Source organism: Micromonospora sp. NPDC050200, from assembly GCF_040656135.1.
Lineage (GTDB): Bacteria > Actinomycetota > Actinomycetes > Mycobacteriales > Micromonosporaceae > Micromonospora.
The window spans coordinates 101,948-117,850 of record NZ_JBFALG010000001.1; the positions used below are offsets into that span (position 1 = coordinate 101,948).

17 protein-coding genes are annotated in these 15,903 nt (G+C 71.9%); 11 read left to right on the plus strand and 6 right to left on the minus strand.

The genetic code is table 11. The features are described from left to right. Positions 1-4: 4 nt before the first annotated feature. The 5 genes from hypF to AB0I41_RS00455 are packed head-to-tail and all read right to left on the minus strand — an operon-like array spanning position 5 to position 4,220. Positions 5-2,287: a carbamoyltransferase HypF gene (hypF, locus tag AB0I41_RS00435; protein ID WP_357099931.1), complete on the minus strand. Its 2,283-nt coding sequence runs from the start codon at positions 2,285-2,287 to the stop codon at positions 5-7. 11 nt (positions 2,288-2,298) lie between these two features. Further along, positions 2,299-2,964 (minus strand): SIS domain-containing protein, encoded by a 666-nt coding sequence (locus AB0I41_RS00440; protein WP_357099934.1) that lies wholly within the window; start codon positions 2,962-2,964, stop codon positions 2,299-2,301. Further along, positions 2,961-3,221, minus strand: a complete 261-nt coding sequence (locus tag AB0I41_RS00445) for a HypC/HybG/HupF family hydrogenase formation chaperone (RefSeq protein WP_357099937.1) — start codon at positions 3,219-3,221, stop codon at positions 2,961-2,963. The genes AB0I41_RS00440 and AB0I41_RS00445 overlap by 4 nt, the downstream gene beginning before the upstream one ends. Continuing rightward, a complete protein-coding gene (locus tag AB0I41_RS00450; protein WP_357099940.1) occupies positions 3,218-3,832 on the minus strand; it encodes an SIS domain-containing protein in 615 nt (204 codons plus the stop codon). Before AB0I41_RS00450 ends, AB0I41_RS00445 begins: the two co-directional genes overlap by 4 nt. A 10-nt stretch (positions 3,833-3,842) precedes the next feature. Further along, positions 3,843-4,220: a helix-turn-helix transcriptional regulator gene (locus AB0I41_RS00455; protein WP_357099943.1), complete on the minus strand. Its 378-nt coding sequence runs from the start codon at positions 4,218-4,220 to the stop codon at positions 3,843-3,845. A gap of 230 nt (positions 4,221-4,450) precedes the next feature. Here AB0I41_RS00455 and AB0I41_RS00460 point away from each other — a divergent pair, with 230 nt between their 5' ends. The 4 genes from AB0I41_RS00460 (at position 4,451) to AB0I41_RS00475 (ending at position 8,379) form a co-directional block, all read left to right on the plus strand. Further along, positions 4,451-5,665, plus strand: coding sequence for a hypothetical protein (locus AB0I41_RS00460; RefSeq protein ID WP_357099945.1), 1,215 nt, complete (start codon positions 4,451-4,453; stop codon positions 5,663-5,665). 134 nt (positions 5,666-5,799) lie between these two features. Next, positions 5,800-6,447: a hypothetical protein gene (locus AB0I41_RS00465; protein WP_357099948.1), complete on the plus strand. Its 648-nt coding sequence runs from the start codon at positions 5,800-5,802 to the stop codon at positions 6,445-6,447. 62 nt (positions 6,448-6,509) lie between these two features. Next, positions 6,510-7,721 carry a M23 family metallopeptidase gene (locus AB0I41_RS00470; protein WP_357099951.1) on the plus strand — a complete coding sequence of 404 codons (1,212 nt, stop codon included), beginning with the start codon at positions 6,510-6,512 and terminating at the stop codon, positions 7,719-7,721. 256 nt (positions 7,722-7,977) lie between these two features. After that, positions 7,978-8,379 carry a hypothetical protein gene (locus tag AB0I41_RS00475; protein ID WP_357099954.1) on the plus strand — a complete coding sequence of 134 codons (402 nt, stop codon included), beginning with the start codon at positions 7,978-7,980 and terminating at the stop codon, positions 8,377-8,379. A 64-nt stretch (positions 8,380-8,443) separates the two neighbouring features. Here the strand turns inward: AB0I41_RS00475 and AB0I41_RS00480 are convergent, their stop codons facing one another. Further along, positions 8,444-9,544, minus strand: coding sequence for a hypothetical protein (locus AB0I41_RS00480; protein ID WP_357099957.1), 1,101 nt, complete (start codon positions 9,542-9,544; stop codon positions 8,444-8,446). A 1,183-nt stretch (positions 9,545-10,727) separates the two neighbouring features. Between AB0I41_RS00480 and AB0I41_RS00485 the strand changes: the two genes are divergently transcribed. The 7 genes from AB0I41_RS00485 to AB0I41_RS00515 all read left to right on the plus strand — a co-directional run bounded on the left by AB0I41_RS00485 (position 10,728) and on the right by AB0I41_RS00515 (position 15,896). Continuing rightward, positions 10,728-12,152: a M1 family metallopeptidase gene (locus AB0I41_RS00485; RefSeq protein WP_357099960.1), complete on the plus strand. Its 1,425-nt coding sequence runs from the start codon at positions 10,728-10,730 to the stop codon at positions 12,150-12,152. A gap of 143 nt (positions 12,153-12,295) precedes the next feature. Then, positions 12,296-13,003, plus strand: a complete 708-nt coding sequence (locus tag AB0I41_RS00490; protein WP_357099963.1) for a hypothetical protein — start codon at positions 12,296-12,298, stop codon at positions 13,001-13,003. Between the two features lie 7 nt (positions 13,004-13,010). Further along, positions 13,011-13,580 (plus strand): MauE/DoxX family redox-associated membrane protein, encoded by a 570-nt coding sequence (locus tag AB0I41_RS00495; protein ID WP_357099966.1) that lies wholly within the window; start codon positions 13,011-13,013, stop codon positions 13,578-13,580. Continuing rightward, positions 13,577-14,125, plus strand: coding sequence for a hypothetical protein (locus AB0I41_RS00500; RefSeq protein ID WP_357099969.1), 549 nt, complete (start codon positions 13,577-13,579; stop codon positions 14,123-14,125). The genes AB0I41_RS00495 and AB0I41_RS00500 overlap by 4 nt, the downstream gene beginning before the upstream one ends. Beyond that, positions 14,122-15,135, plus strand: coding sequence for a peptidoglycan-binding protein (locus AB0I41_RS00505; RefSeq protein WP_357099972.1), 1,014 nt, complete (start codon positions 14,122-14,124; stop codon positions 15,133-15,135). Before AB0I41_RS00500 ends, AB0I41_RS00505 begins: the two co-directional genes overlap by 4 nt. After that, a complete protein-coding gene (locus tag AB0I41_RS00510) occupies positions 15,132-15,311 on the plus strand; it encodes a hypothetical protein (protein WP_357099975.1) in 180 nt (59 codons plus the stop codon). Before AB0I41_RS00505 ends, AB0I41_RS00510 begins: the two co-directional genes overlap by 4 nt. A gap of 81 nt (positions 15,312-15,392) precedes the next feature. Beyond that, positions 15,393-15,896, plus strand: a complete 504-nt coding sequence (locus AB0I41_RS00515) for a hypothetical protein (protein WP_357099978.1) — start codon at positions 15,393-15,395, stop codon at positions 15,894-15,896. The last annotated feature ends 7 nt before the right edge of the window (positions 15,897-15,903 follow it).

The window sequence follows — 15,903 nt, forward strand, 5'->3', positions numbered from 1 at the left end:
CCGCTCAGGCCGCCGGGTCAGCCCGGTGACGGGCGGCGGCCACCACCGCCTGGCCGAGGCAGACGCCTCCGTCGTTGGGCGGCACCCGCGAGTGCACGAGCACCCGGAACCCCTTCGTCTCCAGCCCGCACACCACGCGGTCGAGCAGCAGCACGTTCTGGAAGACGCCGCCGGACAGCGCGACGCTGGTCAGACCGGTGCTCTCCCGGACGGCTTCCGCCGCCCGTACCACGGCGTCGGCCAGGCCGTGGTGGAAGCGCGCGGCGATCCGGCCGGGGTCCACGTCGGCGAGCAGGTCATCGACCACGCACCGGACCAGCCCGCGCCCGACGTCGACGAGCGGGACCGGCCCGACCGCCTCGACCCGGTAGCCGCCGCGTTCGTCGAGACGAGCCCGCTGCTCCAGGGCGATCGCGGCCTGCCCCTCGTACGTGACCCGGTCGCGCAGGCCGAGGATCGCCGAGACGGCGTCGAACAAACGGCCGGCGCTCGAGGTGCGCGGCGAGTTCGTTCCGCTGCGTGTCAGCGCCACCACCGTGGACCACCGCCGCTCGTGCCGCCGTACCACCGCCAGGTCGGGCACCGCGTCGCCGTAGATCTCGTCGAGGTACGCCACCGCCATCCGCCACGGCTCACGTACCGCCGCGACCCCGCCCGGCATCGGCACCGCGCCCAGGTGGCCGACCCGATCGAACCCGCGCAGGTCGGCGACGAGCAGCTCACCTCCCCAGAGGGTGCCGTCCGAGCCGAACCCCAGACCGTCGAGGGCGACGCCGATCACCGGGCCGGGGTCGCCGTTGTCGGCCAGGCAGGACGCGATGTGGGCATGGTGGTGCTGGACGCCGACCAGCTCGACGTCGGCGCGCCGCAGCGCGTACTTGGTCGACAGGTACTCGGGGTGCAGATCGTGGGCGACGATCTCCGGCCGGACGTCGAAGAGCCGGCTGAAGTGCTCGATCCCGTCGGTGAACGCGCACAGGGTCTCGTAGTTCTCCAGGTCGCCGATGTGGTGCGACACGAACGCGCGCCGTCCCTTGGCCACGCAGAACGTGTTCTTCAGCTCCGCGCCGCACGCCAGCACCGGTCGGTCGAACGGCCACGGCACGGTCACCGGGGCGGGCACGTAACCGCGGGACCGCCGCACCGGCAGCTCGCGGCCCCGGAACACGCGCACCACCGAGTCGTCGGTGCGGACGTGGATCCGCCGGTCGTGCACGAGGAAACCGTCGGCGATGTGCGCCAGCCGCTCCCGGGCGTCGTCGTCGCGGTGAGCGATCGGTTCGTCCGAGGTGTTACCGCTGGTCAGCACGATCGGCGTGCCGAGCCGGCCGAGCAGCAGATGGTGCAGCGGCGCGTACGGCAGCATGACACCCAGGTCGCGGTTGTCCGGCGCCACCGACGCCGCGACCGGGGCGTCGGCCCGGCGTGGCAGCAGCACCACGGGACGGCGGGCACCGGTGAGCACCGGCACCGCCGCCGGCGGCACGTCGACCAGCACGCGCGCCGCCCCAAGGTCGCCGGCCATCACGGCGAACGGCTTCTCCTCGCGGCGCTTGCCGGCGCGCAGCGCCGAGACAGCCTGCTCGTCGTCGGCACGGGTGGCCAGGTGGTAGCCGCCCAGCCCCTTGACCGCGACGATCCGACCGTCCCGCAGCCACCGCGCGGCGGCCTCCACGGGATCGCCCGGAACCGGGGCGCCGTCGGCGTCGACGAGCCGGAGGGTGGGGCCGCAGGCCGGGCAGCACACCGGCTCGGCGTGGAAGCGGCGGTCCTGCGGATCCGCGTACTCGGCGGCGCAGTCCGCGCAGAGCGGAAACTCGGCCATGGTGGTGGCGCGGCGGTCGTACGGCACGTCCGTGACGATCGTGAACCGCGGGCCGCAGTTGGTGCAGTTCGTCAACGGGTAGCCGTGGCGCCGGTCCGCCGCATCGGACAGTTCGGCGAGGCAGTCCGGGCAGGTGGCGGTATCCGGCGAGATCAACGTTGCGCGACCGACGCCGGTGACGCTGGCGACGATGCCGAAGCCGCGCTGCCCGGTCGGCGGCACCACTTCGGTGCTGACCCGTTCGACCTGCGCCAGCGTCGGTGCGCGCCGGCTGAGGTCCGCCACGAAGCCGGCCATCGCCGCCGCCTCGCCCTCGACCTCGGCGAAGACGCCCTCGGTGTCGTTGCCGACAAAACCGGCCAGGCGGTACTCGGCGGCGAGGTGGTGCACGAACGGACGGAAGCCGACCCCCTGCACGATGCCCTCGACGCGGACCCGTATCCGCCCCGCACCAGCCAGCACCACGGCGGCTGTCAGAGTTCGCCGGCCAGTGCCTGCTGGGTGAGTTCCCAGAGCACGTGATAGATCGTGGTCTGCGCCTCCTGCACCCGGTGCACGGAGGCGGACGGCACCACGAACAGATAGTCGACGGCCTCGGACTCCGCCATCTTGCCGCCGTCGTAACCGGCGAGCCCGACGGTGACCATGCCCCGCCGAGCGGCCTCGTCAAAGGCCCGCAGCACGTTGGTCGATCCGCCGCTGGTGGAGAGGCCTACCGCGACGTCGCCGGCGCGACCGAACGCGGCCAACTGCCGGGCGAAGACCACGTCGAACCCGACATCGTTGGAGAGCGCGGTGAGCACCGCGACGTCGTGGGTCAGCGAGAAGGCCGGCAGCGGTCGGGCGGCCTTCGGCGGGTGCAGAAACAACTGCGCGAGGTCCTGAGCGTCGGTGCTGCTGCCGCCGTTGCCGAACGTGAACAGCCTGCCGCCGGCCTGGAGCACTGCGGCGAGCCGGTGGGCGCACTCGACCAACCGGCGCCCGTGCTCGGGCACCAGGGATTCACGGAGGATGACGATCTCCGCCGCCTTGTCCGCCGTGGACCGGGTGACTTCGGCGAGCACCGCCTCGGCGTCGGTCGCCCGGCTGTCGAGGAACGGGTAGAGCGCGCCGAGGGCACCCTCGACCCGGGCGCTCATCGGGCCCTCTCCACGACCGCGATGGCCTCCTTCGCGTGCACGAGCACCACATCGCCCGGTGCCGCGTCGACCAGCGCAACGCTCACCTCTTCCGGTCCGGCGTCCGTGTCGACCACGGCCAGGCCGCCGAGCAGCAGCTCACGGACCCGGACGGCAACCGCGACGTCCGAACAGGTGATGCAGACCTCGTCGTGGCAGTCGAGCCCGACCGGTGTGGTCGGACGGCCGGACGGCGAGGTGACCGGCCGCCCGTTCACCGGATCACCGCCGGCTCCGACGGACCGGGCTGCTCCAGGAACACCTGCACCATCTCCCACAGGAGGTGATAGATCGTCACGTGCACCTCCTTCACGATGCACGGGTCGTCGGACCTGGCGACGACGACGTGGTCGGCGACCCCGCCGCGGCCGATGTCCCCGCCGTCGCCGCCGACGAGCGCCACCGTGAGCATTCCGAGGTCGCGGGCGGCCTCCAGGCCCCGACGCACGTTGACACACCGACCGTCGGCGGACAGCCCGAGCGCGATGTCCTCCGGGGCGGCGAGCAGGCGCAGCTGGGCGGCGAACACCTCGTCGAAGCCCTCGGTCCGGGCGATTCCGGTGAGGGTGGCGGTGTCGCTCGTCAGCGAGACCGCCGGCAGCGCCCGCTTGCCGACGATGACGGGATGAACGAACTCGACCACGACGTGCTGGGCGTCGGTCGCCGGGCCGCCGTTACCGAAGACGATCAGCTTGCCGCCGCGGCGGAAGCGCCCGGACATGTCGTAGCAGGCCTTCGCGACCTGCGGCGCGTCACCCGCGAGCGCCTCTGCGGGCGCCACCCGGCGGGCGAACGCGAGCCGGGCCGCCGGGATCACGGACGAGTGCATCTTGTCCCCTTCAACAGTGGGAAGCGGCGTAGGGATCACGGTGCCCGTCCCGCGACCTGGCAAAGGCATCCGCCGAGCGCCTCAGGCAGGCACCGATGACCTGATCGAGTTGCGCCAAGCGGCCGATCATCGACCGGAGATCGGCACGTCCCTTGGCCGTCAGCTCGTAGCGGCGGCGCGCCGGCCCCGGCTCAGCGGTCTCCCACATGGAGATCAGCGAGCGGTCGCGCTCCAAGCCGCGGAGCACCCGGTAGACGTGGGCCGGCTCCACATCGGGCATTCCCAGCGCCTCAAGTCGGTCGATCAGGTCGTATCCGTGACCGGGCCGCTCGAGGATCAGAAGCAGCAAGAACGGATGCAGCAGGCCCCGCAGCTCACGCCCGTGCATGCCAGTCCCCTTCCGTGTCGGAGGCCGCCGTTCCTCGTTGGAGCTAAGCACACCCAGCCGCCCAAAAGTGGGCAAAGCCCCCCATTTAGGGGATACTGGCGCAAAGATGCGCTCGTTGACCGCAGGCCAATTCTCTCCTTCAGGAACAAAGGTACGGATCGCACCTTCGCGCGTGTCCTGTCTCGACGGGAGTGGTTGTACGGAAGGTGACGGCAAAATCACCCATCATCATGACGGTTCGGGCGGCAGCGCCGCGATGGCGGGTCACGTGGGCGCTGCGCGAGAACGACCGCCGGCAGCGCGCGTTCGACAGCGAGGCCGAGGCCTGGCACCGGCGCAACGACCACCTGATCCGGCTGCAGATCGAGGCCGCCGGGTTTCACGGGTACCCGCAGCCGCACAACAGCCTGCCAGTGGACCTGGGCCGCGACGAGGTCGTCTACTGGGTGCTGCCGGCTGCGGAGCTGGTCGAGGCCGAGGCGCGGCACATCGCCGGACTGCCCGCGCCGGAGCTGGCCGTCACGGCGCCCGGGGTCGACACGCCCGGTCGCGGCCTGCCGATGGGCCTGCGGGTCGTCGACGCAGGCATGGCGGCCGTGACCAACCACCGGATCGTCTTCTCCGGACGAGAGGGCCGGCGTGAGTGGACGTACCCGGACATGGTGGGGCCCGCGCACCACCCGGACGCCTCCCTCACCCTGCTCCACACCACCGACGGAAGTCGGCTTGCCGGACTACGCGTGCCGGCCACCGCCACCGTGAACTTCCGCTTCTACCTCACCCTCGCCTTCGCCGCCGCCACCGGGCAGCGTGCCGCCATCGCCGCACAGATCGACGCCCTGTTGGACGGGCATCAGAAGGCACGGCCGACGCCACCGCCACCGGCCCACCCGGACCACGCCCCGCTGACCGCGCTGCGCCCCGATCGCCTGGCGGCCACCGCTGCCGCCCTCGTCGCGTTGACGTTCGCGACGCTGGCCGCCGGCACGTCCCCGACGAAGCAGGCCGGCCCGCCGTACCGGGCCGACGCGGGTACAGGCGTCACCGCCGTCACCACCGACGCACCGGACGCCATCGGCGCCACCGCCCCAAGCACCCCCACCAGGCCCGCAGCACCGGACAGCGGTACCGCCGCATCGCTGACCGGCCCGACGGCAACTCCGCCTACCAGCGGCACGCCCACGGTAGATGGACCGACGCCGCGCCAGCACAGGACGAGCGGGAGCGCCCCCTCAGCGGTCACGCCCGCGGGCCGGGCTGCCCGCCCCGCCCCGCCCGCCGTGCCGGCCCCGACCACGACGCCGCCCCCGACCACCGGTCCGTCCCCGTCCCCGTCCCCGACCACCGCGCCACCGCCGCCGGAGTCCCCCGTTGTCAACCTCTGCCTGGAACCCCTACGGCTACCACTGGCGGAGCGCCTGCTATGTCCACCAACCAGTCCCTGAATGGGCGGTAACCTCGCCCGGATCACCCATCCTTCGACCAGCAACCGCCACCCGACAAGTACGAGGACGTCGGTCGTCCGCCGGCCGGGATCGCCCGCCCCGCATCCGCAATGAGGTCGGCTTACAGTGTGAGAATGTGGGGACCTTTTGCCGCGCCGGTGGTGGGCCTGATGGTCGCGGTGGCCGCAGCCGCACCGACGCCGTCACCGTCCCCGGCGGTGGACGCCGCGCCGGTGCTGACGTCGACACCGTTCGGCGCGCTCCCCGGGCAGCAGGTGACCCACGCCGTCACGATCTCCGGTAGGGGCACCCTCACGGCGACGCGGGTCACGTTCACCACGACGGCTGATCTCGACGGTGTCACCACCCGGGCCGAGCCGGGTCGGTGCGCGGCGTCCCCTCGTACCGTCGTCTGCGAGCTCGGTGACCTGCGCCTGGGCACCGCCGGAGCGGTGCCGCGGATCACGATCGCCGGGCGGGTACGTCCGGGTGCGCCGCCAGGCACGCTGGTCCGCAACCGGGTCAGCGTCACCTCGGCGGAGTCCACCGCGACGGGCGGCCAGATCGCCAGCAACGCGTATCTGCTCCCGGGCTCGACGGCCACCCGCACCGATCCACCGCCGGAGTCGCCGGCGGTGGGGAGCGAGGTTCCGCCACCCGGACGGTCGATGCGGGTGCCGGCCGTCGCGGCGGTGGTGGTGGCCGGCGCGGTCGCGGCGGTTGCGCTCCTGACGCGGCGGCTGCGGCGGCGTCACGGCCCGCCGCCACCCGGCCGGCTGTAACGGTCGGGCACCGGGATCCGATGTAGCAGAGGGACGGGAACGGCCGGCGGCAGGAGTACGGCATGGACCAACGGTGGTGGCGACAGGCCACGCTGGCGACCGTCGCCGGGACGGCCACGCTGATGATGACGTCCCTCTGCCTGGACGCCGGGGCGACGACCGCCGTGGCACAGACCTCAGGGCAGGGACCACTGCCCCTGCCGACCCTGCCCAGCCCGTCGCTGACCGTGTCACTGCCGCCGCTGGAACCGCCGAAGGTGACGCTGCCACCCATCAAGCTGCCCTCGGTCGAGCCGCCGACCCTCCCGTCGCCCACTGCGTCGACCGGACACCCGGCGCCGCCCGCGACCACCCCGCCGCCCACCCACAAGCCACCGCAGGTGGACACCCCGGCCCCACCCGGCGACGACGGGTCGACGGTGAACCCCGGATCGGCCCCCGCGCTCATCGCCGGCGACCCCGGCGCCGACCTTTACCCGCAGCCGCCGGTGGACGCCGCCGTCACGCCGCAGGCCCGCCAGGTCGCCGCGCTCAGCGACGTCCAGCACCGGATCCAGTATCTGGAGAACATCCTCGCCCGGACCCGCGACGACCTCATCAGAGTGCGGAGCGGACCGGATCCGGTGCTGCAACTGCTGACCGCCCTGACCGCCGGCGGGGATGCGGATGCGGCATCGCCCTTCGCCGTGGCGGACTCCGCGGACGTCGTGGACACCCCCACCGGCCACGCTGTCGCCCTGTCCGGCGCGATCACCTCCGGCCAGGCCGAGCTCGTCCGCCGCCGGCAGGAGGAGGCGCGGCTCCGGCAGGAGATCAACCGTCGCGTACGCGCCGTGGCCGCCGTGGCGGCACCAGCCCACAGCGTCGCCACCGCCGGTCGGGGCCGGCTCGGCCGTCCCCTGTCGGGCCGGCTCACCAGCCAGTTCGGCACCCGGTTCGACCCGTACTACCACGTGTGGCAGCTGCACCCCGGTGTGGATCTCGCCGCCCCGATCGGCACCCCGATCCTCGCGGCCGCCGACGGCCGGGTGTCGCGCGCCGGTTGGTACGGCGGCTATGGCAACTACACCTGCATCGACCACGGCAGGGCGGACGGGCAGCGACTGTCCACCTGCTACGGCCACCAGTCCAGGCTGCTGGTGTCGCCCGGTCAGCGGGTCCGCGCCGGCCAGGTGGTCGGACTGGTCGGATCGACCGGCGCCTCCACCGGTCCCCATCTGCACTTCGAGGTACGGCTCGGCGGGCGTCCAGTCGACCCGCTGCCCTGGATCTGAGCCGCGTCGTCCTTCGGGCCCGACGCCTCGGTGGTCGGCGAGGACCACCTGCGAGTCCAGGTCGACGCGGACGACGACACGCCGCCCGTCCAGGCGCACCCTGCCCATCAGGTGTCGCCAGGAGCGTTTGGCCGCCGGGGGCGCGGGAAGACACGCGCGCCGAGCGGGCCGGTCGGCCCGACCCGGCTGGACAGGGCTCGACCCGTCGACGGCACCGTCGGTGCGGGCCTCGGAGCACACCGCGAGGAGGAGCGAGATGGCCGACGCGCGACGCAGCACGACCGGGGCCGCCACCAGACCCACCGGCGCCCGGAAGGCCACCGGGGCCAGGAAGGCCCCGACGAACCGGAAGGCGGCGGCGAAGAAGGTCGCGGCCGCCACGAAACGGGCCACCGGGGCGAGCGTGGCCAAGACGCCGGGCGGGAAGCCCACCGCGACGACCGCCCGCGTGGCCCGGAAGAAGTCCACCGCCGCGACGGCGGCCCCGACCCGCACCGCCAAGGCCCCCGCCACGCGGGCCCCGGCGAAGAAGACGCCGGCGAAGAAGGCCGCGCCGGCCCGCGCCCGCACGACCGCAGCCGGCCGGACGCCGACGAAGAAGGCCACCACCATGGAATCCTTCGGCAACCGGCGTACGCCCCGTACGGCGGGCCGCTGACCAGGGTCACGGGGCGTCAGGAGATGCCCGGTCTCAGGTGGTCACTTCAGCCGGGGTTGCGGGATCACGGCGCGGACGGCTGCTCCGGCCGGCGGTCCGTCGGCCGCCGGGGCGCCAGCGGCGTGCTGGGAAAGTCCCGGTCGCCGCTCCACAGCGCCGGCACCGCGTCGACGTTGCGGGCCAGCGCGTAGCCGATGCTCTCGTAGTTGACCCGCCAGCCGCGGAAGTGCGGCCACGACTCCTCGGCCGAGCGTTCCACGACGAAGCCGGCCTGTTGCACGTACGCCACCGCCTCGGCGTACTCCTCGAACGTGAGCCGGAGCGGACCGTCCGGGCTGGGATCTGGATCGAACGGGATACGGACGACCCGAGCGATGTCGCGCAGCGCGGTGAAGCCCGAGCGCAGCATCAGCCGCGCCGCGGGGACCGTCGCCGCCGTCGGGGCCAGGGAGATGTGCATGGCGCCGGCGTCCATCACCGCGATCAGGGCGATGACCCAGCTACGGTACGGGCGCGGTGACCGGAACGACAGCAGCACCGGATAGTTCGTGTGGGTCTCGCCGATGTCCGCGGCCAGGCGCTCCCAGTTCTCGTACAGCCCCTGCAGCTCGTCCACGGTGCCGACGAGGGCCTGCCGGGCCAGCAGTTCCGGACCCCAGGCGGGCTGGGAGACCCGGGACTCCAGCAGGGTGACCTCCAGTTCCCGTCGATTGAAGGCGCCGTAGAGTGTCGGCAGGTAGGCGATCTGCAGCGCGATGACCAGCGGTCCGCTCGCGGCGGCGACGAAGTCCAACGCGTTGAGCCGGCTGCGGGCGTTGGACGCGAATCCGAGGGTGAACAGGCTGGATCCTGCCTCGCGGAAGGAGTCCGGCCAGGACAATCCGGAAAGTCCGTGCATGAGCAGCCCGTACGCGACCAGCAGCCCCGTCAGCCAGGACCACAGCATCACGACCAGCACGATCGGCGCCAGCCAGGCGAGGAGCCGGTCGCGTACCTCGTAGCTGTGCAGGGGCGCCGACAACCGACGCAGCAGCCATCGCATCAGCCGCCACAGCACCCGCACCAGCGCCGAGCCCAGGCCGCGCGCCACCACCAGGTTGCGCAGAACGCTGCCCACCGTGATCACCAGGACGGCCAGGCCGGCCACCCCCGAGATCCACCGCATCAGGTGGTTCTGCCGGGAGCAGGCAGTACCCAGCGGCGCCGCCGGGATGGGCGCTGCTGCCGTTCGCCTACGGCTGCCATTACGGCCCTCTCCGTGACATTGGCTCTCTTTCGGACCTGTGTTGACTGTCGGCGCTTGCGCGGAAAGGCAGCGGACGCGACGTACCCAGGGCACGCAAAAAGGCAAGCATCGGTGTCGCACCCGGCCAGCCGGATGCTTTCGACCACCCGTGCAGGCGGTGAGGGACGGTAGGTGGATGTCATCACTTTGACATCCACCACCGCCATGAATGGCGGGGATTCCCTCCGCGCTGGGAGTGGAACGCGCAACGCCCGGGTGAGTTCCCGCTTCACCGCGATCCGCCGGAGGTCGCCCCGGTCTTACGTCCACTCCACCGGCGGTTTTCGTCTCCGCAAGCCCTGCGGCGACGGTGGTGTGTCGGGCTCCGGCTTGGCTATCGCCGGAACCCGATGGGACGTTACCACGGTCAAGGGCACGCTCAGGGCCTTGCGGCCCCTCCCGCGCGGGCCTTCACCCCCCCCGGCCCTGAAGGGCGGAGCACTGGCCCCGCCCGTTGGGGTGCCTGGCCTAGCCAAGGCCGCCCCGCCGGCCCACCGCGATCGTGGGCTTCGTCGAAGTGTGCAGGTACGCCCGGTGGATCGGCGACGACGGTCAGAAGGGACTCGTCCCGGGCAAGGTCATAGCAAGGCGGCATCTTCCGCCGCTGCTCGCCGATCCCGCGAGTTGGGAGTACCCCGGCGAGCCGAGCTGGGTTGGAGCCGTCACCTTGGTGGAGACAGAGGCCGGCAAGAAGATCAGCCGCACCTCGTAGGACAAAGCATCCCGCGCGAGATGTCGGATCTGAATCAAATGTCCCATGTCGACCCCTCACGCGCCATGACCAGCACCCAGCACGACGAAAGGGCTCGATGCTTGTTCGGATACGCAGCCGACCGTTGATGCGGCCCACCAACGGTGCCCGCCGTCCCGTGGTGCCAGCCGTGAGTGGCTGCCTTCGGCGCTACCGCGTCGGTCGGCCGGGTGCGCAGGAGGAAGTGCCGAGCTGGGCCGGCGGAGGCGAGAGCGGCCTGCAGATGCTTGACGCATTCGCGTCGGTGCGGATGGATAGGGCGTACTCATCTGGTGATCAGCCTGCCCTGGCATTCCCATACGGAGGATTCACATGACAATCCCACGCCTGCGCGGTGCCGCAGTGGCCGCGGTCGCCCTGGTGGCCGCCGGGTCGGTGGTGGCACCGGACGCGGCCGGCGCGGCACCGGGCGATCCTGGCGCCCCCCGCTACTCGGCTGGTGCGGCGAGCGTCGGCGACCCGTACTTCCCGGACGAGGGCAACGGCGGGTACGACGTCCAGCACTACGACTTCAACTTTTCCTACGACCCGGCGACCCGGTTCATGGACGCCACCGCCACGATCACCGCGACCGCCACACAAGATCTCGATCAGTTCAACCTGGACTTCCGCGGTCCGGACATCTCCTCGCTGACGGTCAACGAGCATTCACCCGAATTCACCCGCGACGGTCAGGAGTTGATCGTCACCCCGCGCCCGAAGCTGAAGGTCGGGCAGACGTTCACCGTGGTGGTGAGGTACGCCGGCGTACCGGGCCCGATCACCGATCCGGACGGGTCCATCGAAGGCTGGGTGCCGACCGACGACGGTGCCTTCGTCGTCGGGGAGCCGCAGGGCACGCCGGCCTGGCTGCCCACCAACGACCACCCGACCGACAAGGCCACCTACCGGTTCACCGCGAAGGTGCCGGAGGGACTCACCGCCGTCGGCAACGGCCAACTCCTGTCCCAGGTGACCAGGGACGGCTGGACCACCTTCACGTGGGACTCGACCGAGCCGATGGCCAGCTACCTGGCGACGATCACCATCGGCAACTTCGTGGTCACCGAATCGACCACACCGAGCGGGGTGCCGGTGTACGTCGCGGTCGATCCACGGCAGGTCGCCGGGTCAGCCAGCGCGGTGGCGCAGATCCCGAAGATGATCGACTTCTTCTCCTCGAAGTTCGGTCCGTACCCGTTCGCCTCGACGGGTGCGATCATCGACCGGGCCCCGAACGTGGGCTACGCCCTGGAGACCCAGACCAAGCCGGTCTTCTCCAGCGCGGCGAGCGTCGGCACCATGGCCCATGAGCTGGCCCACCAGTGGTACGGCGACAGCGTCTCGCCGGAGCGTTGGTCCGACATCTGGCTCAACGAGGGCTTCGCCACCTACGCCCAGTGGATGTACACCGAGTACAACGGCGGCGCCTCGGTCAGCCAGACCTTCAACAGCAGCAGCAACTACGGTCGGGCCGAGACCTCGTCGTTCTGGCAGATCGTCCTCGCCGACCCCGGCCCCGTGGACATGTTCAGCAACATCCCGTACAACCGCGGTGCGATGACCCTGCATGCGCTGCGCGGCAAGGTCGGCGACGACACCTTCTTCCGCATCCTGCGCGAGTGGGCGGCGAGCCACCGCTACAGCCACGCCGGAACGGCCGACTTCATCGCCTTGGCCGAGCGGGAATCCGGCCAGAACCTCAGCGCCTTCTTCGACGTATGGCTGTTCCAGAAGGGCAAGCCCACGACCTGGTGACACGGGTGAGGCCCCGCGCCCCGGTCGCGGGGCCTCACCCGAGCCTTGTGAGCCGAGCAGGCACATCGGTCTTGTCAGAAACAGTTTCATGCACGGATACTCTGAGTTCACCACGCGCCGTGCCCACGGGGGAGGTGGTGGGGATGGCAGCCGCAGAGACTCATGTCGCACACCGCGCCATGGATGGTCGGCGGTTCCTGCTCAGCGGCCCACTCGACTTCAGCGCGCCATTCACCTCGGTGGTCGAGCTGACCATCGCCGGCCGGCCGCACGAGTTCACGGCCGGCTCGGTCGGCCTGGCTGACGAACTGGCACAGGCGCTCGGCGTCGACGACTTCGACGAGAAGCTCAATTATCAGGGCGGCGTCCTGTTGACGGCGCGCGCGAAATCGTACGACGCGCAGATCCGGCTCAGCGAGGACCGGCTGGTGGCGGCGTGGCGAGGGCGCCGATACTGCTTCGTCACCCAGCTGTACGGCGCCTCGACCGCGAATCTGCTCGCGGCGCTGCGGACACTGCGGATCGCGGAGCACGACGACGGTCTCGTCGTGCGCCCCGACACCAGGGCCGGCAGCCACTTCGCGGCGCCGGCAACCGTGATCAAGCAGGTGCCCGGGCTCGGCCTGCTGGACATGACGACGCTCACCGCGGAGCGCGCGCGACAGTTGCCGTCGTGGCGAGGGTTGCCGACCCGGGCGGGAGAACTCTTCCGGGACACACTCTCGGACGGCAGGCCCTACTTCGTGCTCGCCGGCCCGGACACCTGGGTGACCGTGCTACCACTTGCCGACACGGTGGTCGACCAGGTACCGAACCTGGTGGCTCGACTACGCGTCCGGTCCGGCGAGTGAGGACGTCGTGTCAGCCCTCGTCGCCAGCGTCGCGGCGTACACCGTGCTGCTCACCCTGCTCATCGCCTGCGGTGAGCACCTCTCGAAGCCGGCGGCGCTGTCGACGGCGCTGGCCGCCCACCGGGTGGTTCCCGCGCCGTCCACCGTCGCGGCGGTGGTCATCGCGACCGAGGGCCTGCTCGGCGCGGCCGGAGTCGTCGCCCTGCTCCGCGACGACGGTGGCCGGCTGCTGGGCGTGGTCCTGGCCGGCGGTGTCGCGCTCCTCGGCACGTACGCGGGCTACGGCCTGCACGTGAGGTCGACCGGGCGGACCGTCCCCTGCGGGTGCTCGCGGGTGGAGATGCCGATGACCGGCTGGGTGGTGGCGCGCGCGTCCACGCTCGCCGGCCTGGCCCTGGTCGGATCAGTGCTGTCCGACGCGGTCGTGCCGGTGGGGCGAGCCGGCACCTCGCTCACGATCATCCTGCTCGCCGCGGCGACGTTCACCGCACTCCTGACGCACCTGCCCGCCGCCATGCACGACCCGACCCCGGAGCAGCCCGCGGCCGGGGCGACACGAGGAGGCGTACCCGGATGAGTTTCCAGACCAGCGCGCTGATCCTGAGCTGGATCGCGATCCTGCTGCTGGCCCTCGTGGTGTCCGGCCTGGTACGTCAGGTGCACGCCCTGTCCCACGGCACCGTCGGCCGCCCCGCGTCCGTCGGCCTGCGGCCCGGCTCGCCGGCGCCCCGGTTCCGTGACCTGGCGCCGCCATCCCCGGCCGCCCTGGTCCTGCTCTTTCTGGACCCGGGCTGCGCGACCTGCGACCAACTGCTCGACGAGGCCGCCGAACAGGTCCGACGAACCGACGCCGTGCTTCGAGTCCTCTACCGCCACACTGTCCCGCCACAAGCGGCCGATCTGCCGTTGACCGTCCTCGACGAGCAGGCGGACCTGTTCGACCGGTACGACGCCATCGCCACCCCGTTCGCGGTCGTGATCGACGCGACCGGGCGCATCCAGCGATCCGAGCCCGTCGGCTCCCGGGTGGCACTGCGCCACCTGCTCGACCAGGTCGACGACCGGTCCGGCAGCGCCACCGGACCGACCGTCCAGCCGAGTCAACGGGGAGGCAGCCGGTGACCACCCTCGACGCCGTGCCCGCGCTGCGGGGAACGGACCCGGGTACCGGCACCGCGTCCCGGCGGCGCCCGTCGGCGAGCCGGACCAGGACTCGTCTCACCACGTCCTGGGTGCTGTCCCGCCGCACGCTGCTCCAGGCCGGCACCGCGCTGGGAATGACCGTGCTGAGCATCTTCCCGGCCGCACGCCGAGCCTACGCCGACGGATACACGATCTACGGCGGGTGCCCGACGTACGCCAGCGACCACAACTGTTCCCCCGGCTGCGGTCCGAGCACGATCTTCGCCGCCGCCTGCAACACCAGTGGCACGTACACGGGCTTCCACAAGAACGACGGCACGAACTGGATCCTGCGGCCGAACCAGTGCTACGCCGGCACGTACGACGGATGGCTGTGGCGCTACCAGGGCGCGTGTGGCGCGTGCGCCTGCTCGGTGGAGCGCCGCTGCCACGACGGCTACCGGAAGACCAGTTCGGGCTGGGTCAGGTCGATCTGCCGCTGGAACACCGACTGCGGGTGCCTCACCACGGTCAGCTGGCCCACCACGCGGCGCGGCCACACCGGCCCGAACGTCTACACGGTGCAACACCTGCTGACCGCGTGGGGCTATCCCACCACGGTGGACGGGAGCTTCGGCAGCACCACCGAGACCAGGTTGAAGCAGTTCCAGTCGGCCAGGGCGATCCCGGCGACCGGCGTCGTCGACGCCCAGACCTGGCCCGTCCTCGTGGCCACCGTGTCGGCCGCGGGAATCACGGTGAGCCGCGTCGTCGGCCCCCGGACGCGGCTACCCGTCCGCGTGGCCACCGTGCACCGCTCGTACGCCGGGCACGTCGTGCGTGGCGTGCAGCGGCAACTCAACAAGTACGCGTACGGGCTGACTGTCGACGGGGTCTTCGGTTCGGCGACCGATTCCGCGGTACGGGACCTCCAGCGGCAGAACGGGCTCGACGTCAACGGCATCGTGGGACAGAGCAGCTGGCGCACGCTCACCGGCGGCGCCGTATGACGGATCAGCCGCCACCCGTCCGCCCCGTTCCGCCGCTGCGCCGCTGGGCCACCGACCCGCTCGTACCCGTCCTGCTGCTCACTGCCGGCACGATGCTCGCCGCCGCGTACGGGCACGTGCTCACCTGGGCGGTCGTCGGCGGGCTGGCCGGCTACACGCTCTCCGGCTCGGTTTGAACCCGCAACAGCGCGTACGCGCTAGCCTCGCCCGGGCGGCGAGATCGGCATCCGCAGGGGAAGCTCCTCACCCTGTTCGTCATGGGGCTGATCGCCGGCGGCCTGCTCAGCGGGGTGGTCCTCGGGGCGCTCTCCGGGCTGTCGGCGCCGCTGCCGGCGTCCTGGCGGTACGCGGCCATCGTGGCGGTGGCGCTGCTGGCAGTGCTCCGGGAAGCCGAGGTGGTGACCATCCCCCTGCCGCAGAACGCCCGCCAGGTGCCGCAGGACGTGCTACGGCATAGCCCGCGGCGCGGAGCGCTGCGATTCGGGTTCGAGCTCGGCACCGGCGTGCGTACGTACCTGTCGGCCACCGCCCCGTACGTGCTCGCGGTCGCGGTCTTCCTCGGCGGTCAGCACCTGCAGGTCGCCGCGCTCGCCGGTGTCGGTTTCGGCGCGGGGCGCGCCGCCACCCCGCTCATCCGCCGCGCCTCCGGGGCGGTCGAGGGCTGGGACGCCGACCTGCGCGCACGACTTCGCATCATCACCGTCGCGGGGTCCGCCGCGCTCGCCGCTGCCTTCGGTCTGCTCTTCCTGCAGCAGTTGTAAACCCCCA